We start from the raw sequence: 25,703 nt of genomic DNA on the forward strand, positions 1-25,703 counted from the left end.
TAGCCCAGACAATGGTATGATGGAATCATTTTTTGGCATTCTTAAATCTGAGATGTTCTACGGATTTGAAAGGTTATATCAATCACTAGATGAACTTGAACAAGCTATTACAGATTACATTTTTTACTACAACAACAAACGAATCAAAACAAATTTAAAAGGACTTAGCCCTGTGCAATACAGAACTAAATCCTTGCAATAATTAGTTGTCCAACTTTTTGGGGTCAGTACAGAGAAGAGTTTCTTTAGCTGTTTTCGGCAATGATCTAATTGTTTAGTTAGGCTTCTAAGTAAGGGCGAAGGGCTTGATGGACGGCAGCTGCTTCCTTTTCAATCAAGTCAACACGCGCTGCGATTTCCTTAATCCCCATACCAATTGACCGACTAATCGCCATATCATCCAATTGTGGCTCAAAGAAAGCCTTATAACTGTCCAGTTTTTCTTGGGTTTGGAAAAGACCAGCAGGTATTGTGACAAAACCTTCAAAAGCCATGTCACCTCCTAAAGTCTTAGTGATCCACTCCCACTCATCACAAGCCCACTCCCACACACGGTCTTGGCTAAATGGACGGCTTAAGAGAGATTGGTACCACGCTTTAAGATCCTGTGGCTTGATCACTTCCTTGTTTTGCAATTGTTCTAAAATATAGGTCAGAGACGCTTTTGATTTGGTTCTGGTAATCGCAGCCACCAAGTCATAACGGAAACGCGTATCGACCGTTTCCACATAAGCTTTGAAGAACGTTTTGACCAAATCATCCGAAGGATTGGTAATCATTTCATTGAGAAGCACTGCAGTCCGCATATGCGCAGGAATCTCTTCTAAATGATCTTGGTATTTCCTAAAAATAGCCGATGCCTGCTCTTGGGCCGGTGGATAGTGGCTAGTGATTACCCCATTCAAGACCATTGGACGTAGGATAGTCGTCTCTTCTGAATCAGCTGCGCCTTCTTCCCAGCCCAGACGCTCATAGCTTGGCACAAATGCCTTGCGGCGCAGAGCCATAAAAGCTTGATACATCTCTGTGTCTTCCTCAACAAAAATGCTCAAACCGCCTAATAGTTGGGAGGTCATTGAGGTCACTAGGTAGGACGTTTCATCCGCCAAGGGCTCAATCATTGGTATCAGATCAGCATAAGCAATCTGCCCACCTTCAGCTAGTAACTGACGTTCTTGGAGGATTTGACGCTTGCTGATCGGATCAAGCGCCTGAAGATCTGCTAGAATAGCATCTAACAATTCACCTTCGTAGCTGGTTAAGTAGTGCGCTGTATTCCCATCGTTTAAGCGTAATGCTCCTGAGTTTGCCTTAGCCAATTCACGGTAGCCTGGTATCCGGAGTTCCTTAGTATCCAAGGTATCTGGCAAACCTGTCCAATTGCTGTTAAGAGGGATATGCCAAACACGCTTCTTATCCTCGTGCTCACCGATAAAGAATTGGCTTTGGCTGAGAACGAGCACGTCATCTTCTACACGAGCAATTACCAGAGGGTACCCTGGCTGCTCCAGCCACGAATCCATAAATCCTGCGACATCCTTGCCAGACGTTTGGCTGAGCGCTTGCCAAAGGTCAAAACCAACCGTATTGCCATACTGATGTCTCTCAAAATAGGTCCGTAAGCCATCACGAAAAGCATCATCTCCTAACCACCGATGGAGCATATGCATGAGACGACTCCCCTTAGCATAGACAATCGCCGCATCAAAGAGAGTGTTGATCTCATCTGGGTGGTGAACATGGACATGAACCGACTGAACCCCATCCGTCGCATCTCGATAAAGAGAAGCTGGTACACCGCTAGTCTGGAAATCCTCCAAAATATTCCAAGACGGTTCAATCGCATCAATAGCCAGATATTCCATCATATTGGCAAAGCTCTCATTGAGCCAAAGATCGTCCCACCACTTCATGGTAACCAAATTACCAAACCACTGATGAGCTACTTCATGAGCGATCACTAGAGCAATCATTTGACGGCTCTTGAGCGTGGTGTTTTGATCTGCCAGCAGATAGATTTCGCGGTAGGTAATCAAGCCCCAGTTTTCCATAGCACCAGCAGAAAAATCAGGTAACCCTACATGATAGGACAGAGGAATCGGGTACTTCACGCCAAAGTAATCTTCATAGTGCTCAATCACACGCACCGCAATGTCCAAGGCAAAATCCATACTGGTCAAAGGATGCGCCTTGGTCCCAAAAACACCGACTTCCGTCCCATTCTTAGTCTTAACCGTCTTCCCATGCAAGTCACCAATAGCAAACGCTAAAAGATACGAAGACATGCGAGGTGTCCGATCAAAACGCCAGATACCTGTTGCCTTGCGCTCTTCTACATGGATCTCAGGCATGTTGGAAAGAACCAGCTCACCTTCTTCTTGATCAAAACGAATAGCAAGATCAAACGTCGCCTTGGCCTCAGGTTCGTCCACACAAGGAAAGGCTTTACGGGCAAAATGGCTCTCAAACTGGGTAGAGATTACTTCTTTCTTAAGACCATTGACAGTGTAATAAGACGGATAAATCCCGTCCATATTGTCCGTAATATGGCCAGAAAAATGGAGCTCAACTGTCGCTTGACCGAGCCTTCCAGCCTCAATCCGCACCGCTTCCTTATCCGCATCCAAAGTGAATGGCACCGCTTGGCCTGCTACTACTACCTTGTCAACAGACAATTCATACTGATGAAGGGCAAAGGTTTCTTTGAGTATTTGTCCCTTAATTTTCACCTCACCGCTAAACGTTTTTGTCTGACGCTCAATATCTAAAAAGAGGTCATAATGTTCAGGGACAAACCCTTCAATCAACCGTTCAACTGCTGTCATCGTTTTCTCCTTTTCGTGATGTGATTAATCCGAAAAACAAGGCTAGAGAAGATGTTAATCATCTTTTCCTATCCTGGCCTTGATCGGCTTTACTTTGAGTTTTATTATAGCATACTTTTCAGCCAATCACTGAGGTTCAACTGTAAAGATACCCCAACCAACCAAAAAAATAGACGGAACACAGATTGGTGCTGAAAAAACTCTAAAGTCCACTATCCTCCAGCGAAGTCCTTAAAAGACCGATGAGTTGCCACCAATCGAAGCCATTTTGAGCAGAAAGAATGACCGAATCCCTAATAAAACAGTGGTGTGACAACTGCCGAAACTAACCCCTTTGCTGAAGGGGAAAGCCAGACCGAATCATCTGTACTAGACTTTCTTTGCAGGCCAAAGTTGCTGTTAGAAAGGATAATAGCCAAAAGCAGGGCGTCTCAGCTAAAACTTGCTGTCGAACATCCTGCTCTTTTCTTTTTTAGAGGGATTTCCCTTAATAACATCCCAAAAAGCCTGGGGTAAGCTTATACTTTTACTCTTTCAGTTACAGGCCTTTTAAAACTTCGGAGCCCTCACATAAGGGACCCCATTTTTAAAGTCAATTCTGCAGACTTTTCTTTGTTGTAAGGATTGCTCCATAAAACCTAATCCTCTATCGCCTTAATGCTCTTAGGCTATTCGTCATATTGCCTTAAAAAGGAGGACAATTCTGCCAGTCCTTTTTCCAAGACATCTCTTGGTGCGCAATAGCCTAGGCGGGCGTAGCCTGGCAGGTCAAAACGGTTTCCTGGTACCAGCAAGACCCCTTTTTCTTTCAAGAGACGGAGGCAGAAAGACTCTGTCTCTTCAGGAATATCTAAGCGGATAAAGGCCGTCGAAACGTGTTTGGGAAAGACCAAGGACACCCGTGGTTCCTGAGCTACCCAGGTACGGACAAACGCTAGATTCTCTGCCACAATAGCCCGATTTCTCTCCAGCACTTCTTCTTTATGCCTCAATAAGTGGGTCGCTACATAGTCACTAAAGACCCCTGCGCAAATCATGGTGTAGTCGCGGTACTTCCTAAACAACTCTGTCAGCGAATCACTGGCAGCTACCCAACCCACCCGTAAAGCAGGTGCAGAGTAGGTTTTGGAAAGACTATTCACCGAAATCCCTCGGTCATAGAGATCAACAATAGCTGGGGCATCTACGCCCAACTCCAAAGGCTGGTAAACCTCGTCAGATAGAATATAGGCTCCAACCGATTTCGCTATAGCTACCACTTCTTCCAAAAAGGCTCTCTGCATGACTGCCCCGGTTGGGTTATTGGCATTATTGATGCAAATCATCTTAGTATTTGGACGGATTAATTCTCTCAAATCAGCCAGAGACGGGAGCCAGTCCTGCTCCTCATCGATCCGCCACAAGGAAACCTCTGCGCCGAGAGATCTTGGAATATCGGTCAACTGTTGGTAAGTAGGATAAAGGGAGACCACATGGTCGCCAGGCTCAATTAGGGCATAAAGCGCCAAGTAATTAGCCCCTGTCGCACCATTGGTCTGTAAAATCTGGCGAGGCGTCACCTTTTGGTAGAGCTTGGCGACTTCGGCTTTAAAATCTGGCGAACCCTCAATCCACCCATAATTCATCTGCTGCGCCAACAGCTCCCCCACGAGCTTGTCCTTGCCTTCTGATCCGAGACTTAAAATCTCCTCCAGACTCATAGAAGCAATCGAACTACCCGCAATGTCATAAATCGCTTCCTGCTCCCACTCATTGAGCCATTCTTCCACACCGAAAGCTTTAATGTCCATTCTTCCTCCTTTGTTTGCGGGCAAAAGCAAATGCCAAATAAGATAGCTAGCTCGCTTGAGCTAATCTTGAGGCTAAGCCTACCCACCCTAGCCAGACATATGACACGTTCCTCTACGTCCGTTTTGTGAAAAACGACAACCAGTCCTGAGGAATCCTTCTTATTTTACCACACGGTTGACAAAATAGGTAATCTAACCTTTCTCTACTGACCTGCCAACCGGTAAATGGCTTCTGCATAAATGTCCATGGCGCGGACCATGTCTGCTAAGAGGATGCATTCATTTTCTTGGTGTTCTGTCTGGAGACCTCCTGGGAAGCAAGCCCCATACGCCACACAATTAGGCATGGTTCTGGCAAAAGTAGCTCCTCCAGACGATTTGGCAGGTGTCACATCGCCTGTTTTTTCTTGATAAACAGCCATCAAGGTAGTGACTAACTGACTGTCTAACGGCACATAAAGCGAGGCTAAGTAATCAAATTCCTGGTAACGCAATCCGTAATTGGCTGCAACGTCCGTCAATTTAGCCACTAAAGCGTCCTTGTCTGCCAAGACTGGCAAGCGCAAGTCCAAACGGATCTCTGAACTATCTCTTGTGAGCGTCAAACCGGCAATATTAAAACTCAAATCTCCAGATGGCTCATCCGTAATCAGGCCAAAAAGACTAGAAGCTGTCGCATCTTCTCCCACTGCGTCTGCGATAAAACGCAGTGCAGGGTGGTCAGATTTGACTCGTAAAGCCTTCGCTAAGCGGACTAAGGCATTGATGCCTTTAGCAGCATCCTTAGCGTGGCGGGACAGTCCTAAGACTGTAAGCGTCTCTCCCTCTTCCTCGTAGTCAAAGCCAAGACGATCCAACTCTGCCTTAACCTCCAATAGCCATTGTCCCCGATAATGGGCTTTAGCTGGAACGACATTGTAAGCCTGACCGACTTCTAGTTCTAAATCTGCTGCGCCTGGCCCCAGTAACTTAGCCTGCAAAAGCCCTTTTTCTGCATAAGTCAGAGGAAAACTAGAGTCTGGGGCAAAGCCCATTGTGGCAGGTTTCTCAAGAGCATTGTAGCGGTTCATGCAACGCCAAAGGGTTTCTTCATCCGTTCCAAAAATAAAGCGAATCTTCTTGGTCAAGACCACACCAGCATCCAAGAGGGCTTTAACCGCATACAAGGCCATCATGGAAGGCCCCTTATCATCCTGAGTTCCACGACCATAGAGGCAACCATCGCGAATAATACCTTCAAAAGGTGGCGTCTCCCACTTGGTCAAATCCCCTGCTGGCACGACGTCTAAGTGGCACAAAACGGCTAGCGTCTCGTCACCTTGACCAATTTCGGCATAACCGTAATACCCTTCAGGATCTAGATAAGTCTTAAAACCTAGGGTTTCCGTTAAGCGTAACGTATATTCCAAAACATCTTGAATCGCCTGGCCAAAAGGCGTTCCATTTTCCCCCTCATTCAAGACGGACGGGAAAGCAACCAACTCCTTGATAGCGTTCAAACAGTCCTGTTCAATCGCCGATGTGATAAATGTTTTCATCTCAAATCCTCCATAAATAGAAAAGCACCCTCTTTTTTGCCAGTAGGGTGCTTTGTCTGTTAATTCCTTAGAAGAAGGTCGCAATCACAAGAATTGCTATACTTCCAAGCACGATAAAGGCGGCTAATTTGCCCATAAATTTATACCATGTTCCAATTTCAACACGGGATAAGGCTAGAGCTCCCATCACAATACCAGACGTCGGTGCTAGCAAATTCAAAATACCAGAGGCCGCTTGGTAAGCTGTGATAATCAGGCTGGCTGGGACATTGACAAAGTCGCCTAGTGGTGCCATAATGCCCATGGTCGCACTGGCCAGACCAGATGTGGATGGAATCAAGAAGCTCATCGGCAGGTAGAAAATGTAGGTCAACACAATGAAAATTTGAGCAGAGAGGCCTTTTAGCCCCACTTCTCCCCAATGCAAGATGGTTGCTGTAATCATCCCATCGTTCATGATGACTTGGATCCCCCGAGCAATCGCACAAATTAAGGCAACACTGAAAATGTCTGAAGCTCCAAACATAAAGGCTTTGATAAAGCGTTTCTCATCCATGCCATAAACCACCGCAATCGCCACCGCTGCAAAGGCAAAGAGCATCGCACCTTCAGGGAAATACCAGGTTCCCAAAGCCCCCATGGAAGAACCAATGAGCTGGCCGATGACAGGAAGTCCTAACAAGGCCTCGTGTGCCTGTGCAAAGAAGGAAATATCCAGATCTTCCCAAGGGATAAAGCTGATGATCATCAAGATAAAGGTTGCCACAAAGACCCGCAGAGCACGCTTTTGGGGTCTCGTCAACACCGCAGCTACAGTGGTGTTGTCTTCTTTAGCAACATTGAAATGTTCTAGATCCGCTTGCCGATTGCGATATGTCAGAGATTTTGTTGGGTCTTTTTTGACCTTTTCAGCATAGCGCGCGACGTATACCATCGAAGCACCTAGCATCACAACAAAGAAAACCACGCGCCAAATGAGACCGTCTGCAACACTAACCCCTGCAGCGGCAGATGCTGCCCCTGTCGCAAAAGGGTTAATGGTAGAGGCTAAACAGCCAATTTGCGAACCTAGAAGGATAATGGCAAGGCCTGTAATATTATCAAAACCAACCGCCATCATCACCGGCACTAAAAGTGGATAGAACGCCATGGTTTCCTCACCCATACCATAGGTAGAACCACCGATAGCAAAGAGAGGCATCAAGATATAAATCAACCACTTTTCACGGCCTTCATATTTTTTGACAATGGATGCAATCCCCACATCAAGGGCACCTGTCTCTGTCATCACCCCCAAGAAGGCACCCACCATGATAATAAAGAAAGCAATATCAATGGCTTTATCAACCGTTTCAGTTCCCAGCATGGCACGTACTGGGGCCATCATCACATCAAAAATCCCTTGTGGGTTTTGATTAACAACGTTATAAGTCCCTGTCAATAACTGCCCAGCTTCATTGGTTTGATACTGTCCAGCTGGGATAATCCATGTCATCACTGCCATAATGGCAATAATAATCATCAAAATGGTGTAAGATGTAGGCATCTTCACCCCGCCCCGAAACATCTTAAAGTTCAAAAAAGGTATAGAACTCTTTGGTTTTTCTGGGGCTATTAAATCTTTTGTGTGATCACTCATGATACATCCTCCTTTTGGTGATCAACTGGTGATAACAGCTGATCAAACCATTATCACCATTAGCTGAGATAATTGGTCTCAAAACAATTTGAGACTCACATATTATAGTCGTTAGGGCGTCTTAAAACACTAGAGATTGCAGAAACTTTTCGCCTCTTTGAACTCTAATATCATCCTTTTTCGATAATCGTACCGCTTTCTGAAGCAATCAATTCACCCAAGTTTTCAAGAGAAGTGATCACCGCTTTAGAAGCTGGCTTGTTGTTCACAAAGGCAATCGCTGCTTCCACTTTTGGAAGCATCGAACCTGGAGCAAACTGCTCTTGTTTGATGTATTCTTCCAATTCTGCTACGCTGACTTTTTCAAGGCGAGCTTGGTCTGGCTTGTTGAAGTTAACAAAGACATAGTCCACACCTGTCAAGACGATAAAGAGATCCGCATCGACCAGTTCTGCCAAGCGCTGTGAAGCAAAGTCCTTGTCGATAACCGCTTCAACACCACGAAGGCTACCGTCGTCTTCCTTGATGACAGGAATACCGCCACCACCAGCTGCAACAACGACTTGACCAGCATCAATCAGGGTACGAATGGTTTCGATTTCTTTGATGGCAACAGGTTTTGGTGACGCAACGACCTTTCTCCATCCACGACCAGCATCTTCTTTGAAGGTGGCACCAGTACGCTCACTTTCTGCTTTTGCCTCTTCTTCTGTGTAGAATGGGCCGATTGGCTTGGTCAAGTTGGTAAAGGCTGGATCATTTTTATCTACCACCACTTGGGTCACAACAGACGCTACTTCCTTGTCAATGCCTTCTTTCAAGAGAGCATTTTGCAGGGCTTGTTGGAGCCAAAAGCCGATAGAACCTTCGGTCATCGCTACTAATGAATCCAGTGGGAAAGCTGGGTTCTTCTCAGAATCCGCTGCCAAATGTTGCAAGAGAAGGTTGCCGACCTGCGGACCATTTCCATGAGTGATGATTAAGTCATCACCGTTTTTGATCAATTTGACCAAGTGACCCGCTGTCTCAATCAATGCTTCTTGTTGTGCTTGTGCAGATGGATCAGATGACAGAATCGCATTCCCACCCAAGGCTACTACAATTTTCCGTTTTGTCATAAATTCAAATCAATCCTTTCTTAATCGCATAAACCTTGCGTTTCATTCCTTCACCAAAATCCAAAAATGGGCTGGGACCAAGTCTAGTCTCAGCCCATCTGGCTTTTTGGTTGCTTAGTCAAACAGTTAAACCTTTGGAATGAAGAGATTGTCGCTAAGGGTAGCTGCCATCACCGCCTTAATGGTATGCATCCGGTTTTCAGCTTGATCAAAGTGACGCGCATACTTGCTACGGAAGACTTCGTCTGTCACTTCCATCTCTTCAACACCAAACTTATCAGCCACATCTTTACCATAAACTGTATTCGTATCATGGAAAGCTGGCAAGCAATGCAAGAAGATCAAATCTTCATTGTCGGCTTTTTTCACCAAGTCCATGTTAACTTGGTAAGGTTTCAAGAGATTCACCCGCTCTTCAAACTTGTCTTCTTCACCCATAGATACCCAGACGTCTGTGTAAAGGACATCTGCCCCTTTCACCGCTTCATCTGCATTGTCTGTAATAAGGACACGTGCACCAGATTCTTTGGCAAAACCTTCTGCCAAGGCCACAACTTCTTCTTCTGGGAAGAGTTCTTTTGGTGAGAAAATATGCACGTTCACCCCAAGGATAGCACCTGTTACGAGGAGTGAGTTGGCAACGTTGTTACGGCCATCACCACAGTAGACCAGAGTCAAACCTTCCAACTTGCCGAAGTTTTCTTTAACGGTCAAATAGTCAGCCAACATTTGGGTTGGATGCCATGCGTCTGTCAAACCGTTCCATACTGGCACACCAGAGTGTTCTGCCAATTCTTCGACCATGGCTTGGCTGAAACCACGGAACTCAATCCCGTCAAACATACGCCCTAATACTTTAGCAGTATCTTCAGTTGACTCTTTTTTACCAAGCTGGATATCGTTGGCACCGAGGTATTCTGGATGAGCACCGAGATCAATAGATGCTACGGTAAAAGCAGCACGTGTCCGAGTAGAGGTTTTTTCAAACAAGAGTGCAATATTCTTACCTTCCAAATAACGGTGCGAAATGTTACGTTTTTTCAAATCTTTCAAGTGAGCCGAGAAATCAATCAAGAATTCCAATTCTGCGCGAGAAAAATCTTTTTCTGCTAAGAAGCTTTTGCCTTTAAATACATTTGTCATTTAATCGTTTCCTCCTGAAAAGTCCTATCATTTTTTCTATCTTACAATTGTTTTTTAAGAGATTGGCAGGGTTCGCCATCCTCTAAATAGCGTGGACCAAAAGCGACATAACCTAACCCTTCGTAAAAACTCTTGGCCATCAATTCACTATGGATAACCAACTCCTTAAAGCCCTCTCTTCTAGCATGGTTTTCCAAAGCTTTAATGACCAGAGTCCCGTAGCCCTGCCCACGATAGGACGCTAGGGTTGCAATTCGTGTCAAGCGAGCACAAGTATCCGTTTCTGGTAGGAAGCGCCCAGTAGCAAGAGGCTGGTTATGATCATAGACTACCGCATAGGTAGTTCCCGCCTCATCGTTCTCGTCAAATTCATCCGTCATGGCAATTTTTTTATCCAGTACAAAGACTTGAAAACGGATATAGAGACTGGCAGCTCGCTGAAAAGGGGCACTCCCAACGATTGTCTTTACCATAAGTTTTAGACATCTTCCCGCTCAAACGGCATTGACATACAACGTGGTCCACCACGGCCCCGAACCAATTCACTTCCTGAAATCTTAATTAAACGAAGACCTTTAGATTCTAAGATAGCGTTAGTGATGGTATTACGTTTGTAAACCACTACGACACCAGGTGCAATTGTCAAGGTATTTGAACCATCGTTCCATTGCTCACGACCAGCCGCAACTAGGTTATCACCACCGCACCGAATCAAGTCCACTTTTTCAACACCAAGGTTTTCTGCCAAAAGTTCTGCCAAATCGCCTTTTTCTTCTTCGATGTGGAGCGTTTCATTTTCATAAGTCACAGAGTAAACCCGAAGATCGCCTTCAATCTCTGGATGGATGGTGAACTTATCATAGTCTACCATGGTAAAGACGGTATCCAAATGCATGAACTTACGGTTATTGGCAAATTCAAAGGCCAAAACTTTCTTGAAGCCAAGATTTTCTTTGAAGATGTTGACCAAAAGTTTTTCGATAGAGGCTGCATCTGTCCGTTGAGAAATCCCAACTGCCAAAACATCTTTCGATAGCACCAGCTCATCGCCACCTTCGATACGAGTGGTCTCCTCACGACCATAAACCAATGGGACTTTTCCACCGTACTCTGGATGATAGGTGAAAATGTACTTGCCATAAAGTGTCTCACGGTTCCGTGTATCCGCATACATATGGTTGAGAGAAACACCATTACCGATAGTTGCAAACGGGTCACGTGTGAAATAGAGGTTTGGCATTGGGTCAATGGCAAATGGGTAGTTAGACTCAACCAAGTCTGTCAATCCTTTTTCTTCAGATGGAATTTCTGGCAATTCCGACTTCTGAATACCAGCCATGGTCTTATCAATCAATTCACGATTGTCTTCGATCGCTAGCAACAGTTTTCGAATTGATTTTTTAGTCGCACGACCACGAATATTAGCTTCATCCAAGTATTCGTCAATGAATTGCTCACGAATTTCTGGACTGATTAAAGACTCTGCCGCCAAGTCTTCCAAGTAGAGAACTTCTACGCCCTCATCCCGAAGGGCTTGTGCAAAAGCATCATGCTCTTTTTGAGCATCTTCTAGGAATGGAATATCATCAAACAAGAGACGTTCCAAGTAGTCTGGCATAAGGTTTTCAATTTCCTTACCAGGACGATGAAGCATAACTTTTTTCAGCTTGCCAATTTCTGAAAAAACATGAATAGGTTTTGTAGTTGCCATAGTGGCTCCTTTCTTTAGAAATAATCTGTAAGAGAGCGGAACTCTTGCTTATTTACAGTTATATTGTAACCGTTTTCTAAGCTCTCTGATTAAGCGTTTTCACAAGGAAACTGTGACGGAATTCACGATTTTATCGCTCAGCTTCAATCAATATACAAAAATCAGTTAAATAGTATTGTTGGTCTCTCCTTTTATTCACCAAAAAGAATTTTTATAAATTTATAAAATCATTGATTTTTTTTTATTTTTTAAATAAAAGGAAGAAATATCTTTAAATAAAGCGCCTCCATATCTCGTTTTGGATATACACTTCATATAGTATTTTATCCATGGACTATCTGTCTCCTTGCCTCATCATGATCCCCTCATACAAAGTCTATTACGCCATAGTATTGGCCTCTAAACTAAAAAGGACCCAGGCCTGTTCCTGAGTCCGTTTTTACCAAACGTTCCATATTGAATCTCGCTCAAGCCAAATAGGTTGAAAAATAAGATTTGTCCAAAAAGGTTAACTGCCTGCCTTTAAAGCTCAAAACCTCTTCTTCCTTTAGTTGCTTCAACACATGACTGACAGTCTCTCGAGTGGTACCGCTCATATTGGCAATATCAATCGTCGTGATCCCAAATGGCAGCTTGCCATCATCTCCACACATCTCATGCATGAGAAAGGCCAGTGATTGCGTCACTCGGACCGAGGCACTTGACACCACCAAATTTCTCAGGCGCACCTCATGCTGACGCAAGAGTTGAGAAAGTTTTTGATAGAGCATCTTCATCTGCTGCGTGTTGGTCAAAGAAAACTTTTCATAGATATCTAAAGGAAAGGAAATATATTCCAAGTCAGTCACAGCAGTCGCTGTAAAATGATAATTTTCTTGCGAAAAGAGATCGCCATAGGGAAAGATTGTCTTTTGCCGGACATAATCTGTGTACTGGAAAAAACCTGTAACATCAAACTGCTCGATTTTAGCATAGCCTGACAGGATTAAAAATAGGCGGTCTCTTTTGTCTCCTTCAAAAAAAAGAATTTGACCTTTTTTGACCTTTCGAAAGGTCATGGTTGCCATAATCTGATCAAATTGCTGCATTGAAAAATGTTGAAAATCTTCCAGCACACGCAACTCTTGATAATGGACCTTTGAAATCATTGGACACCCCTTTTTAATTCTATATTTGAAACAGATACTTGCTTTGCTTCCCAAAGGCTTTGTGGTACAATACCATTATAACATACAATTTCACAAAGCTACTTGAGGACCCTATGAACAAAAAAGAAGCCCGTCACCAGTTGATTCGCTCATTGATTACAGAAACCAAGATTCGAACCCAGCAAGAACTCCAAGAAATACTTTTGAAAAATGGCGTTTCCGTCACACAGGCCACCTTATCACGCGACATGAAAGAACTTCATCTTGTCAAGGTAGCAGACGACCAAGATTCCCATTATGAAATTCATAAGATTGCTCCCAGCCGTTGGGAGCACCGTCTGCGCTTTTATATGGAAGATGCCCTTGTGATGCTCAAACCTGTCCAACATCAGGTCGTCCTGAAAACCCTACCTGGCCTAGCTCAGTCCTTCGGTTCAATCCTAGATGCCATGCAGTTAGAGGAGATCATCGCGACGGTCTGTGGTGACGATGTCTGCCTGATCATCTGTCGTGATAACGAGGCAGCCCAGGAATGTTTCAGAACCCTGAGTAACTATACCCCTCCTTTCTTTTTTAGTGACAAATAGAACGCAAATGCCCTGCGAGAGACGTCTGGAACTCTTACAGGGCATTTCGGTTATTCTCTCGATGGAGAAAGAGACTGCTTTTCTCCTGCTATTGGAGCACCTCTTCCTCCCATCCATGCTCCAAGGCTGTTGTCAATACTTCCTCTGAGTCTTCTTGGCTATAAAGAGTGCCTCTACGATCCCGTGCTCTAGAGGCATCACCTCCAAGAGGCATCTCAAAATACGCTAGCTCCTCAAAACTTGCTCCCTTTAGCTGATAAACTGCGGTGACAAGAGTTGCATCAGATCTGGCTTGATTAACGCTGAGACGATTATTAGTGTAGAAAACAAGCATATTGTCGCTCTCTTCAACCAAAATCGGAGCCAATAAGTCAACCACTTGCCCCTCCAGCACACCATAAGCTCCTGTATAAATGGTCCATTCTTGCTCATCACCAGGAACCTTAGCCCCAACTAGAAGCTCTTTTTGCCCGTCTTGATCTAGATCAACCTCTTGAGAAACGACCGTCACTTCCTCAAAACCACCATATCGCCAAGTCATGTCTAAACTAATCGGATTGACCAACGACCCTTCAGGTAATTTACGATCCTCTGCGTGAAGAGCCGTCTCATAATCAGACACAATGGCCTGATAGACCTGTTCGGTAGTTGGTGAGTCCACCTTCTTCTCAGATGGTTGATTGACTTGCTGACAACCCACCAAAGGAAATAACCCCAGTACCAGTACTCCTAAGCGTTTCATTTTAGGCTCCTTTAAGTAAGTGTTTTCAAAGATAGTATAGCACTTCTTTTGACCAGAAACAAGCAAATCCACGCTTGATCCACTTCCTATGTTTTCCCATCACATTGGTTTTTTTATCCAGTCTGGCTTTAACCTATATTTCTCCTAAATAGCCCAGCCATGAAACTGCTCTTGATAGGCTTGATAGATACCTTCGGGAGCCATGAGTTTCAAAACAGTCAAGGCCGATTCAATACGTTCTTTTCCTGAACTAATCCCTAGTCTTACTTCATAATAGCCTTTCATAAACTCAAAAATCGTCTTTTCAAAAAATTCTGATTCGACAATTAAGATTTCCTCAATCCGCCCAATCAAAACTTTAGCCCTATCTAGAAAGCCACGTTCAATACTAGCTTCTAGACAGTTAATGGCCAGCTGGATGACCAGTTTTCGGTTGCCGGGATCGTATGGTAAGGTTAATTGCCGTTTTTTGATCACCTCCATAGTCAATAGATAGAGGGTTTCGTAGGTCATTAACTGCGCACAATTTCCCAATAAGGTCATCTCATACTGACCCCAATACTCCACTCCAAATAAATAGTTTGTCAAAGCACTCAATTCTTCATCATTCGGTCCAGGTTCTTGCTCATCCAAACTGCGGATTAAGGCTTTGATCATGGTGTCTAAAAAGCTGGGAGCTAGACCATCTCTCTCAACCTCTTCTAATATACGATAAAGCTCCATTACCTGACGCTCCGCATAATAAGGAGCAATCTCTAGAATAATACGCCTAAAATCTTCTTTCATCCCTGCAAATACTAAAAATTCATCAAATAAGACCTGCAAACGGTTCAACAACTGGTAGAACGTTCCAGCTCCCAATTCTGACTCCCCGCGTTCAAAGCGAGACAATTGGGACTTCGCCACAAGCCCTTCTGCTAACTCTGTCAGCGTCATGCCACGATCTTTTCTCAATTCTCGAATCATAGGGCCAAATTTTATGTTTCCCTTATTCACAACAAAAACCTCCTTTTCTTTCTTCTATTATATACTAAATATAGATTATTTTTGAAAAGGAATTCGATCATGAAACGCAATATTTCCCTTTTTTACCTGTATCAATTTTTCATGAGTGGGCAACTTAGTCGTGGTATTCTCATGCTCTACTGTCTCAGACTTGGTCTCTCATCCCTAGAATTTGGCACCCTTCAATCCATCTATAACCTAATACGATTAGTCTCAGAAGTTCCGACAGGAATTCTAGCAGATAGAGTCGAAAGAAAACTTATCCTTTTTCTGGGAACTTGCCTTAATATGGTGGCATCTTTAGGATTATTCGCTCTTTCAATAGTACCGTTATCAACCTCCTTTGTCTGGTTGGCTATTTTCTTTGCGCTCGACTCCTTGGGTACCGTCCTAGCAAGTGGAGCCGATCAAGCCTTCCTCTACGAAGAATTGGCCCAGCACCAGCATGAGCAACATTACCTCAAAATTCTAAGTAACAGTCAAGTCATATCCCTTTGCTTCCTAGCCTTTACCACCGCACTAGGCGGTCCTATCTTTCAAGTGATTTACGGGGCTATCTTTCTCTTTCAGGCTATCTTTTACCTTGGCGCTGGTTTAGCTATCGGGCTGATTTCTACTCCTGTAAACTCTAGAACAACTCCGTCCATTACAACTCTTTCCACCGGCACCACTGCTCATTTCAAGCAGGTGGTTCAGTCCATCTGCTCCAACCTAAAACTAGCTATCCTGATTACAGTTATGGTCCTTGTTGAGGTTTTTATCAATGCCCTCGTTCGCTTTATTCAAGGTGGGTTGCTCGTCTTGGGACTCAGTCCGACAGCTATTTCTAGCCTCATTGGACTAGCAACCTTCTGTGGTATCCTTGGAGCCTTTCTGGCACGGTATTGCCAGAACATTCCCTTACGCCACTTTCTACTTGCTACTGCTCTTCTTTTCTGTTTTGGCAGTTTCGGTCTTAGTCAAGGATGGGCTCCAGCAGTTATCTCCGGTTTTATCTTATTGAACCTTCTCATGGACCTTATTTTTCCCTACCTCAGCCACCACATCAATCTGACCCTTCCTTCCGAGATTCGTTCGAGCGTCTTATCTGTCAACAGTGGTCTTGTCGGTGGTATTTCGTTGGTAATTTATCCTCTATTTGGATGGCTATTAGACCATTTTTCCTACTCTGGCGCCTTCCTAGCAACGGGTGGTTCCTTGGGAATAGTTCTAATCCTCCTAGCTTTGACTGCCTATACGAAACCATTACGCTAAACAGTGACGTAAAAAATGAGATAAACTTCCATGACTGCAGTGCAACCATGAAAGTCTATCTCAATCTAAAACTACAACCCCACTTCTTGCAGGGCATCTGCTAATCTAGCAAAGTCCGCTAGGGTCAGGGCTTCGCCACGGACATTTGGTGCCAGCTCTGCCATGCCAAGCGCCTGCGTGAGCTTGTCCTTCACCTCCTCAGACTTGCCAAAGTGGTTAGTCAGGTTGTTCCAGAGGGTTTTCCGACGGTGAACAAAGCAGGCCTTGGACACACGGAAAAAGAAATCCTCGTCTTTGACGCTGACCAAAGGCTCGGGACGTCGCACCATTTTGAGAATGGCGCTGTCCACATTTGGCGCAGGGACAAAGACAGTCCGAGGCACGATGAAGGCGACCTTGGCGGTCATGTAGTACTGAACCGCGATGGAGAGGCTACCGTAAGCCTTGGTGTTGGGCTCGGCGGAAATGCGATCAGCGACCTCCTTTTGCATCATGACGACGAACTCAGCAAAAGGAATCTTACTCTCGATCAGGTGCATGAGAATGGGCGTCGTGATGTAATAGGGAAGGTTGGCCACCACCTTGATCGGCAGGTCAGGGTTCTTGAACTGCTTGATTTGCGTCTGCAAGTCCACCGTCAAAATGTCCGCATGAACGACCTGAACATTGTCAAACCGCCCCAGCGTATCCGCCAAGATGGGAATCAGGCGGTCATCAATCTCAAAGGCCATGACCTCAGCCGCATTCTCCGCTAAAAACTCGGTCAAAGCGCCGATACCAGGTCCAATCTCAATGACGTTGACGGTCTCATCAATCTCGGCGGTATCGACAATCTTCTGCAAAATATTGGTATCGGTCAAAAAGTTCTGACCGAAAGATTTTTTAAAAGTAAATCCGTGACGCTCAAGCACCGCTTTCGTCACGCTGTAATCTGCTATTCTCATGATATTCGTCCTTTTTTATTCAATTTGACTACTCAGCTTTTTCCAAGATATTGACCACTGAGTTTTGAGAAAGAGTCTTTGTCTCAAGTCGCTTTTTCTCCATTTCAAAAACTTTTTGGCGGAGTCTGGATTCATTAATCATATCCCTCTCGAAGTTTTCTCTCTGCTCAAATGCTTCTGCTATACTTGAATCATTAGCGAAGTCGTTAAATAATGCCGTTTTTTCATCAAGTAGTGCCATCATAGATTCGTCTATACTGTCCTCTGTCAGTAATCGATAAACAACGACATCACGTAATTGCCCCATTCGATAAACACGGCTAATAGCTTGTTGCTCAGTCGAAGGTTTCCACTGCGGTTCGCATAGTATCACAATATTTGCCGCTTGAATGTTTAAGCCGACACCACCAGCATCTATTTGGCTGAGTAATACTGTCTGATTGGGATCTTTACTAAATTCGTCAATAATATCTTGTCTTTGTGCTGGTGAAATAGAGCCTGAAATCATTACTGGTGCCACGTTTGGCAATTCTTCTTGTAGACGATATAAGACCCCCTCCTTGAAAAAGGAGAACACCAGTACTTTTTGACCATTCTCTCTAGCTTCTTTGCAAATATCTATAATTTGCAATAGTTTTTTCGACCTTTCACCAACAAAAGCAGCTCTTCTCATCCGCATCATCCCACTAATGCCATCTCTAACAGCATCGTCGTAAAACAATTGTTGTTCCTCTGAGAATCGAGACCATAGCTCAAGCACCTCCATCTCTGGGAGTTCATCAAGCACCTCCTCCCGCTTACGTCTTAAATAGACAGTCGATAATTGAGTTTTAAATTCTTTAGTCGTCCAGTACCTACTTTCTAATTTTTTTCCTAATTCCACATTTAAAAGTTTTATGAGATGTTTCATCTCAACTAAACGATTTTCCAGTGGTGTACCCGACATAAATAATTTGTATTGCGCCAGTTTAGAAAGCAACGTCGTATAAATAGTACGTTTTGTTTCAGGATTTTTAATATAATGAGCCTCATCAACAACTAAAAAATCAAAAACAGTATCAGTTAGGGTTTCTGATAAAGCTTTAGCTTGCTCAGAATTCGTCAGAAGGACACCTCCTTCGCTTTTCCATTTGTCAAATGTTCGTTGCCTATCAGACTCCCTGTACACGAAAGTCGGCAATTGCGACCATTTTTTTGACTTCCCTATTCCAATTTTCTAAAACACTTAAAGGACAAATGACTATCGTATGTTGTTGATCATTTTGAAAAAGATGATTGGCAACCGAGATGGCTTGAATCGTTTTACCAAGACCCATTTCATCGCCCAGAAGAACGTTTCTATAGAACAAAATGTATTGAGCACCAAATTCTTGATAAGAGCGCATCGTGACGCCTAAACCTTCTCTGTTTATGTTCACTTGTTTCACTTTATCAACAATCAAATCTGGTAAGTCATTTGGTGTATAGATTTTTTTAGAGCCCGTTAGTGCCTCTATTAGAGCATGAAAAGTTGCACTATTTTCTACGAAATCAGCTTTCAACTCTCTCTCACTATAGGCAGGGAATTGAAGAATATCATTTTGGTCGTCTGCAGTCAAAAATGAATTATAAGCTATATATAGCCCTTTCTCTTCCTCAAGCCACTCTTTTCTTTGTTGCTCCGATAGAAAATTAAGCATGAACCGATTAGAAGCTAAGGTTCTTATTTTTTCAAGTTTAATTTTCAGGGATTCTATCTGTTCAAGAAAAGCTTTTTCTCGTGTTTCTCTGTCTTTGGGATAGTCTTTATAGAATTTTAACAGACCTAGTAATTTAAATTCTAAGGATGATAGATTATCCACTCTTAACTTAGGATAGTAATGCTCCTTTCCTTGACTCATAATTTGAGAAATTATTGTTTTGATTAATTCAATATCTTCCTCAGGAATATGACACATCTTCTGTAAAAAGTCATTAGAACATCCCCAAATAGCACTCAAGTTGTCGAAATTTCTTGAAAGGTTTGGAAGAAATTTAGCAACACGCTCATCTGCATATCCCAATAAGTCTACCGGATAACTGGCTTCAATAGCCTTAATTTGAGTTTCTCTGATTTGATTCCAAACTTGTTTAACATCATCAATAAGCTTCCACTTAGAGTTCTGTTTAATAAATTTTTCAGCCAGTGCTAACATTTCTAAGCATTGTCGAAAAAGATACGATTCAGTATTGCTATCATCTATTTTTAAAATCTGACTAATTTTAGCTGAATAATCTAGCTTGTGCTCACTTAAAGCGACTAGTTCATCTGCAGTGGGTTCGGAGAAATTATTCCACTTTTCTAGCCGATTATCTAAATCAACCAACAGCCCATAATTCAACTGAATCTCTTTTTTTGCTAATTCAACATTATGCTTTATCGTACGGTCTTGAAAAAGTCTAAATAGAGAATTTTTATCATTGTCAACAACATATTGTAAGTTTTTTTGCAATTCTTTAACTTTTGGAAATAACGATTGCTTATAGGCGGATAGATAAGCTAGAGATTTTTCTAAAGTATAAAGCATTTTAACCCACTCGACATTACTAAATAATTCCGTGGGATAAAAAGAATCTTTTAAAAGAAAATTAATGTCTTGAAAAGAGGTTTGTTTATTTAGTCTATCCAAAAAACCATTGGGAAGGCCGCGTATCCAATCTGCATATTCTTTTTCCTTTTGAATAAAATATTGTTCTTTCAACTGATCTTCCAAAAAAGAAAGTCGTTCAGATTCTATTATTTCAATTTTAGGAGCTATGCTTACTAATATCGTTCTTGCTTCTTGCTTTTTCATCCCACTTCTCCAACGTTTACCAAATATCTGGTATTAAGAACTCGAATTTTTAAATATGTTTTCTAGTTGAATAGGAGGAGTGATCGCATTGATTATTCTTTAAACTCCTCCGTCTCTTTCAAGGTCATCTTACCCATAATGATCTTTGACCGATAAAATAAACAAGCAATCATCTTCAACCATATAAATCAGGCGATTTTCAGCATCAATACGTCGTGACCAAGTACCTTGATAGTCGTATTTAAGTGGCTCTGGTTTAGCAATACCTTCAAAAGGATGGCGTTGAATATCCTTGATAATTTTGTTAATACGCTTGAGTGTTTTCTTGTCCTGCCCCTGCCAATAGAGGTAGTCTTCCCAAGCTTCGTCTGTGAAACAAAGTCTCATCGCTAGTCCTCTAGTAGCTGGCGTTCTTGTGTTTTGTCAGCTCGAACGGCTGCCATACCGCGCAAAATCTTTTCTGATAGGTAGGTATTTTGAGCGACCGCAAGGGTTTCTTGAATACTGCTCCACTCGCTTTTGGAAATGACCACAATGTCCTCATCTGGATTTTTATTGACCACAATCAGAGGCTCAAACTCATCATTGACCTTTTTCATGTAATCCTTGAGATGATTACGAAAGTGAGAATAAGCAACGGCTTCCATAATAAGTCCTCCTGTTTTCTTCATTGTAGCATAAAGAAAAAGAGTTGTCAAAATCTTGTACAACTCCTATTGCCGATAGATTGCCATACACTCCTCCACCTCTTTCAAGGTTACACCAAACAGTCTCAGGCGTTTGAGGAGCTGTTTGCCATTGGTGTAGCCGATGCGGAGTTCTTGACCCAGGTACTCCCTGCGCTGTCGGCTATCTGTTCCCATCAGGAGCCCCAGCCGAATCAGGTCTGCCTGCCTGATGTCAAAATGGTCCTCATCACCATAGTACCCACGAACCCCAGCCAGCGCCTTTTCCAAGTCCTCAAAACTGGCGTGCTCAACCCCTAAAGACCGCCCCTTGGTTTTTGAGCGTGGGGCTGCCTCATCACGGTTGAGAAAGGCATGCTTGACGGTGGGAATAGCAGAGCTGATGATTTTGCGAATCCGCTCACCATTGTAGTCTGGGTCTGTAAAGACAATCACGCCCCGCAGGTCGTGGAGCTTGGCAATCCGCTCTAAATCCTCATCTGAAATCGCCGAACCACGGGTCTCATAGGTCTCCACCTCGTAAAAACGTTTGAGGTTGGCGGTATCGTCCTTGCCTTCGACAACAAGGACTTCTTGTATCGTGATTTTTTCAGTCAAGTCTAAAAAACCTCTTTGCATTTTCTGTCGTGATGCGTGCGACCTCTGAGCTGGTCAGTCCTCTGAGCTCTGCGATATAGTCCACAACGTATCTGGTATAGGCCGTCTTGTTTTCCTTGCCTCGTTTAGGGACTGGGGATAGGTATGGAGCATCTGTTTCGACGAGCAACTTATCAAGAGGGATTTTTTTCGCGACTTCGTGTAGCTCAATAGACTTCTTAAAGGTGACCACGCCTGACAAAGAAATCATCATCCCTAACTCGATAAAGCGCTCTACCATTTCCCAAGAGCCCGAGTAAGAATGCATAATGCCACCACGGGAACCCACGCCCTCACTTTCAATAATGGTCAGCGTGTCCTCCAAGGCGTCTCGTGTATGGACCACAAAGGGCAAGTCCAGCTCTTTGGATAGCTGAATCTGGCGGCGAAAGACAGCTTCCTGCACGTCCTTAGGATCCTCCATCCAGTAATAATCCAGCCCAATCTCGCCAAGCGCGATGACCTTGGGGTGACGGAGCTTATCACGCAAAAAAGCCTCGACATCATCGGTGTAGCTGCCAGCCTCCGTCGGGTGCCAGCCCAAGGTCAGATAAATCTCAGGGTGCTGATCCGCCAACTCAATGGCTCGTTCAATGGTCGGTGCATCAAAGCCTACAACATTGTGGATGGTTACCCCCATTTCTTTAGCCAGCGTTAATTCATCAGAGATTGTCTCGGCAAAGTTTTCTACATTTAAATGGGTATGCGTATCAAAAATTTCCAACATGACTCTCAGCTTTCTCATTTCTCCTATCCATTATACCACATTCGAGTCCAGTCCTTTGATACAAAAAGAAGTAGGACAAAAATCAATTATTCGTTAAAATTCGATTTTTCTCCCATTTCCAGGATTTCCTATTTCAGACCTCCTACTTCTTAAACCAGTCATCAATGGCTCATTGGTGCTAAATAATGAACGATGCAAAGGCAACTTATAATTGGCAGAACAAGCTAAGAGGGATTCTCAACCACTACATCTTGCGTCAATCAAAACCCTAAAATGAAGAAGCTAGGACTTTTTCCGCCATTTGTCCAGTGTCTCAAGATTTTAGAATAAAAATAGTTTGAATACAGGAATCAAATTAAGAGAATTATCTTATTTTCCACTAACCTTAGTTTCAAAAGTGTATACGATTTAACAAGACACCTCTATTTGAGCACAAAGAAAAAGTAGTGACTACTTTCTCCTATCGGAGATTTCTTCACTACTAATCTTAGTCTATTTTTATTCTAATTCTTTGAACTGACCGTCCTTAACTTCTTTTACACCACGTTTTTTAAAGTTTTCTTTGGTCATTTTAAAGCTAAGATATTCTACCTTCTCACCATTTGCACTTTCAATTGGCATTAGTTCTCCCAGAACATCAAGATCCGCTTTGGCTAAGTCAATGGAAGTAACTTCAACGATACGGTCATCTTGGTATTCAACCTTATGGTCAACCCCCTCGATACCATCCCACGCTCCAATATTCTGCGCTTCCATCACTTCTTTTGCTTCCTCTTTAGAATTAACCTCCATAGCAGAATACAAGATTGTAGTAGTTGTTTCAAGAAGCGTAATCTTATCGCCTTGATATTCTAAATGATTACAGATATCCATTTGTCCTTCTGTGATAAGTTGGAAGTCAGCTGTTCCTGTTTTTGCACCACAGGCCACAAGCGCAAATGCACCTAACAAGGCTACCAAGCCTACAAGCAATTTTCTAAGTTTCATAAAAGAACCTCCATTTCTTTTTTTATAGTATTCCATTTTTTTTTTAGCTTTCTGCAAGAAAAAAACCTAATTCACATTTGTAACCAAAAAAAGCTGGCACACCTGCCAGCTTAGGATTAAGCAAAACTCAAGGTGCTGAAGCGAAAGCTCAATGGTGTGTTCAGTGTCCAGACAAGCAAAAAACACCAAGTTATGGTGATTACGCTCAGTCCTTGAGTCAACGCTAATTCTTCTAGCTCATGTCCGTCAAAGGCTGGGATAGTCAAATGGGCATATGTAGCAAAAATGTCTTAGTTCATCGTCTTCAACCAGTAATACTCTGAATATCAAATATAAAAAGACTTAGAACCTATATTCACAATAGAAACACTAACTAGAATGGGCTAATTTTAACCTACTCACTATCAGATGTTTTGGAAATACGGTCATTATTCCTGCAACAAATTGTTCTCATTTGGCCCAAAACTAGCCTAATTAGCTCAGTATCCCTATTGTGAATACAGGTTCTTAGTCCTTGATGATATCCACGAAATTAAACCGATGTATGATTACATGCCGACAATTATCATAACTAGCCAAGGCGCATATCTAAAACTTGTTAGAATACGATTTTGGCTATCTATTATATTCTACCCTAAACTTTTCTCCCATGCGATATAGCCACCTAACAAAGTTTCCTATCTATTGAACCAAAAAAAGAGAGCCTAAGCTCTCTCGTTGTTTACTCAACAATTATTTAGCAATTTTTGCGAAATACTCAAGAGTACGAACTAATTGCGCAGTGTATGACATTTCGTTATCATACCAAGAAACAGTCTTAACCAATTGTTTACCGTCAACAGTCAATACTTTAGTTTGAGTTGCATCAAACAATGAACCGAATGAGCTACCAATGATATCAGAAGAAACAATTTCATCTTCAGTATAGCCATAAGACTCATTAGCTGCTGCTTTCATAGCTGCATTGATTTCAGCTGCAGTTACTTCCTTATTAAGCACAGTAACCAACTCAGTTACAGAACCAGTTGGAACTGGAACACGTTGTGCAGCACCGTCAAGTTTACCATTCAATTCAGGAATTACAAGACCGATTGCTTTAGCAGCACCTGTTGAGTTAGGAACAATGTTAGCTGCAGCAGCACGAGCACGACGGAAATCACCCTTACGGTGTGGAGCATCCAAAGTCATTTGGTCACCAGTGTAACCGTGAATAGTAGTCATCAAACCTTGTTGAACTCCGAATTGATCTTGAAGAACTTTAGCCATTGGAGCCAAGCAGTTAGTTGTACATGAAGCACCTGAAATAACTGTTTCAGTACCATCAAGAATGTCGTGGTTTACGTTAAAGACAACTGTCTTAACATCATTACCACCAGGAGCAGTAATCACAACTTTCTTAGCACCATTTTCGTGCAAGTGTTTTTCAGCACCTTCTTTAGATGCAAAGAATCCTGTTGCTTCTAAAACGATATCTACTTCTTGAGCAGCCCAATCAATTTTAGCTGGATCTGGTTCAGCTGAAACAGCGATGAAGTCACCGTTCACATTGAAACCACCATCAACAACTTCAACAGTACCATCGAAACGACCTTGAGTTGTATCATACTTCAAAAGGTGAGCAAGCATTGCTGGATCAGTCAAGTCGTTAATACGAACAACTTCAACACCTTCAACATTTTGGATACGACGGAGAGCAAGACGACCGATACGTCCAAAACCGTTAATACCAACTTTAACTACCATGTGTGATTTCCTCCTTATGAAAATCAATTAATATTTTAGAGGTTAACCTCTTGTTTTATTGTGAAATGTATCACTTATAAAGATATTAATGAACATTCAACACTATTATTATATAATTTTTTGCTTGAAAATGCAAGATTTTTTCATTTTGAATCATACTTATTATGTTAGGACAGATAAACAAGCAGTCCAACAATGAGGAGTGCCGGTGCCGGCGTCGTCAGACACAGCTGTCTTAGAATGAACAGGATGTTACCCAAAATCATTCGCAAGGAAACATAGCCGAATCCCGAGGAAATCATTCAATTACCAAACTCCTTGCCAAGTTTTTCTAATTTCAGCTCAAACTAGCTCAATCGGATTCATCTCAGTATATTAATTTATTTTTTGAATTTTATTAAGTATTCATTTAATAAAAAGGGAAATAAAAAGAATCCTAAACAGGATCCAAGAATCTATTTACTCCGCCAACAGGGCTCGAACCTGTGACATCATGATTAACAGTCATGCGCTCTACCAACTGAGCTATGGCGGAATAAAGCTAAGCAACTCCCTTATCTCACAGGGGGAAACCCCCAACTACTTCAGGCGTTCTAGGGCTTAACTGCTGTGTTCGGCATGGGTACAGGTGTATCTCCTAGGCTATCGTCGCTTAACTTCTTTGATT

22 protein-coding genes, 1 tRNA gene, 1 rRNA gene and 1 pseudogene are annotated in these 25,703 nt (G+C 42.9%); 3 read left to right on the forward strand and 22 right to left on the reverse strand.

The window, feature by feature from the left end; all coding sequences use genetic code 11:
- On the forward strand, positions 1 to 202 hold a 202-nt coding region (locus tag HF992_RS10695; RefSeq protein WP_168550005.1), incomplete at its 5' end, for an IS3 family transposase.
- A 76-nt stretch (positions 203 to 278) separates the two neighbouring features.
- On the opposite strand, the gene HF992_RS10700 is transcribed toward HF992_RS10695, so the two are convergent.
- The 9 genes from HF992_RS10700 to HF992_RS10740 form a co-directional block, all read right to left on the reverse strand.
- Entirely contained in the window at positions 279 to 2,825 is a 2,547-nt protein-coding gene (locus tag HF992_RS10700) for a M1 family metallopeptidase (RefSeq protein WP_168550006.1), read from the reverse strand.
- A gap of 668 nt (positions 2,826 to 3,493) precedes the next feature.
- On the reverse strand, positions 3,494 to 4,615 hold the full coding sequence (locus tag HF992_RS10705; protein ID WP_168550007.1) for an aminotransferase: 1,122 nt from the start codon (positions 4,613 to 4,615) through the stop codon (positions 3,494 to 3,496).
- A 203-nt stretch (positions 4,616 to 4,818) separates the two neighbouring features.
- The gene (locus HF992_RS10710; protein WP_168550008.1) at positions 4,819 to 6,153 is read right to left on the reverse strand and encodes a dipeptidase; all 1,335 of its coding nucleotides are present in this window, start codon (positions 6,151 to 6,153) and stop codon (positions 4,819 to 4,821) included.
- A 67-nt stretch (positions 6,154 to 6,220) separates the two neighbouring features.
- Complete coding sequence (locus HF992_RS10715; RefSeq protein ID WP_246201295.1) at positions 6,221 to 7,720, reverse strand: YfcC family protein; 1,500 nt, start codon at positions 7,718 to 7,720, stop codon at positions 6,221 to 6,223.
- Positions 7,721 to 7,962: 242 nt separating this feature from the next.
- Complete coding sequence (gene arcC / locus HF992_RS10720; RefSeq protein ID WP_168550009.1) at positions 7,963 to 8,910, reverse strand: carbamate kinase; 948 nt, start codon at positions 8,908 to 8,910, stop codon at positions 7,963 to 7,965.
- A 126-nt stretch (positions 8,911 to 9,036) separates the two neighbouring features.
- On the reverse strand, positions 9,037 to 10,053 hold the full coding sequence (gene argF, locus HF992_RS10725; RefSeq protein WP_168550010.1) for an ornithine carbamoyltransferase: 1,017 nt from the start codon (positions 10,051 to 10,053) through the stop codon (positions 9,037 to 9,039).
- Positions 10,054 to 10,094: 41 nt separating this feature from the next.
- Positions 10,095 to 10,526: a GNAT family N-acetyltransferase gene (locus HF992_RS10730; protein ID WP_168550011.1), complete on the reverse strand. Its 432-nt coding sequence runs from the start codon at positions 10,524 to 10,526 to the stop codon at positions 10,095 to 10,097.
- Between the two features lie 5 nt (positions 10,527 to 10,531).
- Positions 10,532 to 11,764 (reverse strand): arginine deiminase, encoded by a 1,233-nt coding sequence (gene arcA, locus HF992_RS10735; protein ID WP_168550012.1) that lies wholly within the window; start codon positions 11,762 to 11,764, stop codon positions 10,532 to 10,534.
- A gap of 467 nt (positions 11,765 to 12,231) precedes the next feature.
- Entirely contained in the window at positions 12,232 to 12,912 is a 681-nt protein-coding gene (locus HF992_RS10740) for a Crp/Fnr family transcriptional regulator (protein WP_168550013.1), read from the reverse strand.
- A gap of 113 nt (positions 12,913 to 13,025) precedes the next feature.
- On the opposite strand from HF992_RS10740, the gene HF992_RS10745 reads away from it, so the two are divergent.
- Complete coding sequence (locus HF992_RS10745; protein ID WP_168550014.1) at positions 13,026 to 13,499, forward strand: arginine repressor; 474 nt, start codon at positions 13,026 to 13,028, stop codon at positions 13,497 to 13,499.
- Between the two features lie 88 nt (positions 13,500 to 13,587).
- Here HF992_RS10745 and HF992_RS10750 read toward each other — a convergent pair whose 3' ends face one another.
- Together HF992_RS10750 and HF992_RS10755 are read right to left on the reverse strand one after the other, a co-directional pair.
- Entirely contained in the window at positions 13,588 to 14,241 is a 654-nt protein-coding gene (locus HF992_RS10750) for a hypothetical protein (RefSeq protein WP_168550015.1), read from the reverse strand.
- Positions 14,242 to 14,385: 144 nt separating this feature from the next.
- Positions 14,386 to 15,237, reverse strand: coding sequence for an Rgg family transcriptional regulator (locus tag HF992_RS10755; protein WP_168550016.1), 852 nt, complete (start codon positions 15,235 to 15,237; stop codon positions 14,386 to 14,388).
- A gap of 69 nt (positions 15,238 to 15,306) precedes the next feature.
- Between HF992_RS10755 and HF992_RS10760 the strand changes: the two genes are divergently transcribed.
- Positions 15,307 to 16,500: an MFS transporter gene (locus HF992_RS10760; protein WP_168550017.1), complete on the forward strand. Its 1,194-nt coding sequence runs from the start codon at positions 15,307 to 15,309 to the stop codon at positions 16,498 to 16,500.
- A gap of 71 nt (positions 16,501 to 16,571) precedes the next feature.
- Here HF992_RS10760 and rsmA read toward each other — a convergent pair whose 3' ends face one another.
- The 11 genes and pseudogenes from rsmA to rrf all read right to left on the reverse strand — a co-directional run bounded on the left by rsmA (position 16,572) and on the right by rrf (position 25,692).
- Positions 16,572 to 17,444 (reverse strand): 16S rRNA (adenine(1518)-N(6)/adenine(1519)-N(6))-dimethyltransferase RsmA, encoded by an 873-nt coding sequence (rsmA, locus tag HF992_RS10765; RefSeq protein WP_168550018.1) that lies wholly within the window; start codon positions 17,442 to 17,444, stop codon positions 16,572 to 16,574.
- Between the two features lie 28 nt (positions 17,445 to 17,472).
- Positions 17,473 to 18,126 carry a C-terminal helicase domain-containing protein gene (locus HF992_RS12410; RefSeq protein WP_425505609.1) on the reverse strand — a complete coding sequence of 218 codons (654 nt, stop codon included), beginning with the start codon at positions 18,124 to 18,126 and terminating at the stop codon, positions 17,473 to 17,475.
- Positions 18,115 to 20,257: pseudogene (locus HF992_RS10775) on the reverse strand (SNF2-related protein); the annotation flags it as partial. The pseudogene HF992_RS10775 and the gene HF992_RS12410, both read right to left, overlap by 12 nt.
- A gap of 129 nt (positions 20,258 to 20,386) precedes the next feature.
- Positions 20,387 to 20,644, reverse strand: a complete 258-nt coding sequence (locus HF992_RS10780) for a Txe/YoeB family addiction module toxin (protein ID WP_168550021.1) — start codon at positions 20,642 to 20,644, stop codon at positions 20,387 to 20,389.
- 2 nt (positions 20,645 to 20,646) lie between these two features.
- Positions 20,647 to 20,904 (reverse strand): type II toxin-antitoxin system Phd/YefM family antitoxin, encoded by a 258-nt coding sequence (locus HF992_RS10785; protein WP_168550022.1) that lies wholly within the window; start codon positions 20,902 to 20,904, stop codon positions 20,647 to 20,649.
- Between the two features lie 66 nt (positions 20,905 to 20,970).
- The gene (gene rnmV / locus HF992_RS10790) at positions 20,971 to 21,561 is read right to left on the reverse strand and encodes a ribonuclease M5 (RefSeq protein WP_168550023.1); all 591 of its coding nucleotides are present in this window, start codon (positions 21,559 to 21,561) and stop codon (positions 20,971 to 20,973) included.
- Positions 21,533 to 22,303: a TatD family hydrolase gene (locus tag HF992_RS10795; protein WP_168550027.1), complete on the reverse strand. Its 771-nt coding sequence runs from the start codon at positions 22,301 to 22,303 to the stop codon at positions 21,533 to 21,535. The genes rnmV and HF992_RS10795 overlap by 29 nt, the downstream gene beginning before the upstream one ends.
- A 501-nt stretch (positions 22,304 to 22,804) precedes the next feature.
- Positions 22,805 to 23,293: a DUF1307 domain-containing protein gene (locus HF992_RS10800; RefSeq protein ID WP_168550024.1), complete on the reverse strand. Its 489-nt coding sequence runs from the start codon at positions 23,291 to 23,293 to the stop codon at positions 22,805 to 22,807.
- Between the two features lie 732 nt (positions 23,294 to 24,025).
- Entirely contained in the window at positions 24,026 to 25,036 is a 1,011-nt protein-coding gene (gene gap, locus HF992_RS10805; RefSeq protein ID WP_168550025.1) for a type I glyceraldehyde-3-phosphate dehydrogenase, read from the reverse strand.
- 462 nt (positions 25,037 to 25,498) lie between these two features.
- A tRNA-Asn gene (locus tag HF992_RS10810) sits at positions 25,499 to 25,571 on the reverse strand.
- A gap of 5 nt (positions 25,572 to 25,576) precedes the next feature.
- Positions 25,577 to 25,692 (reverse strand): 5S ribosomal RNA (gene rrf / locus HF992_RS10815).
- Positions 25,693 to 25,703: the final 11 nt, after the last annotated feature.

Origin of the sequence: Streptococcus ovuberis (genome assembly GCF_012396585.1) — a bacterium.
Lineage (GTDB): Bacteria > Bacillota > Bacilli > Lactobacillales > Streptococcaceae > Streptococcus > Streptococcus ovuberis.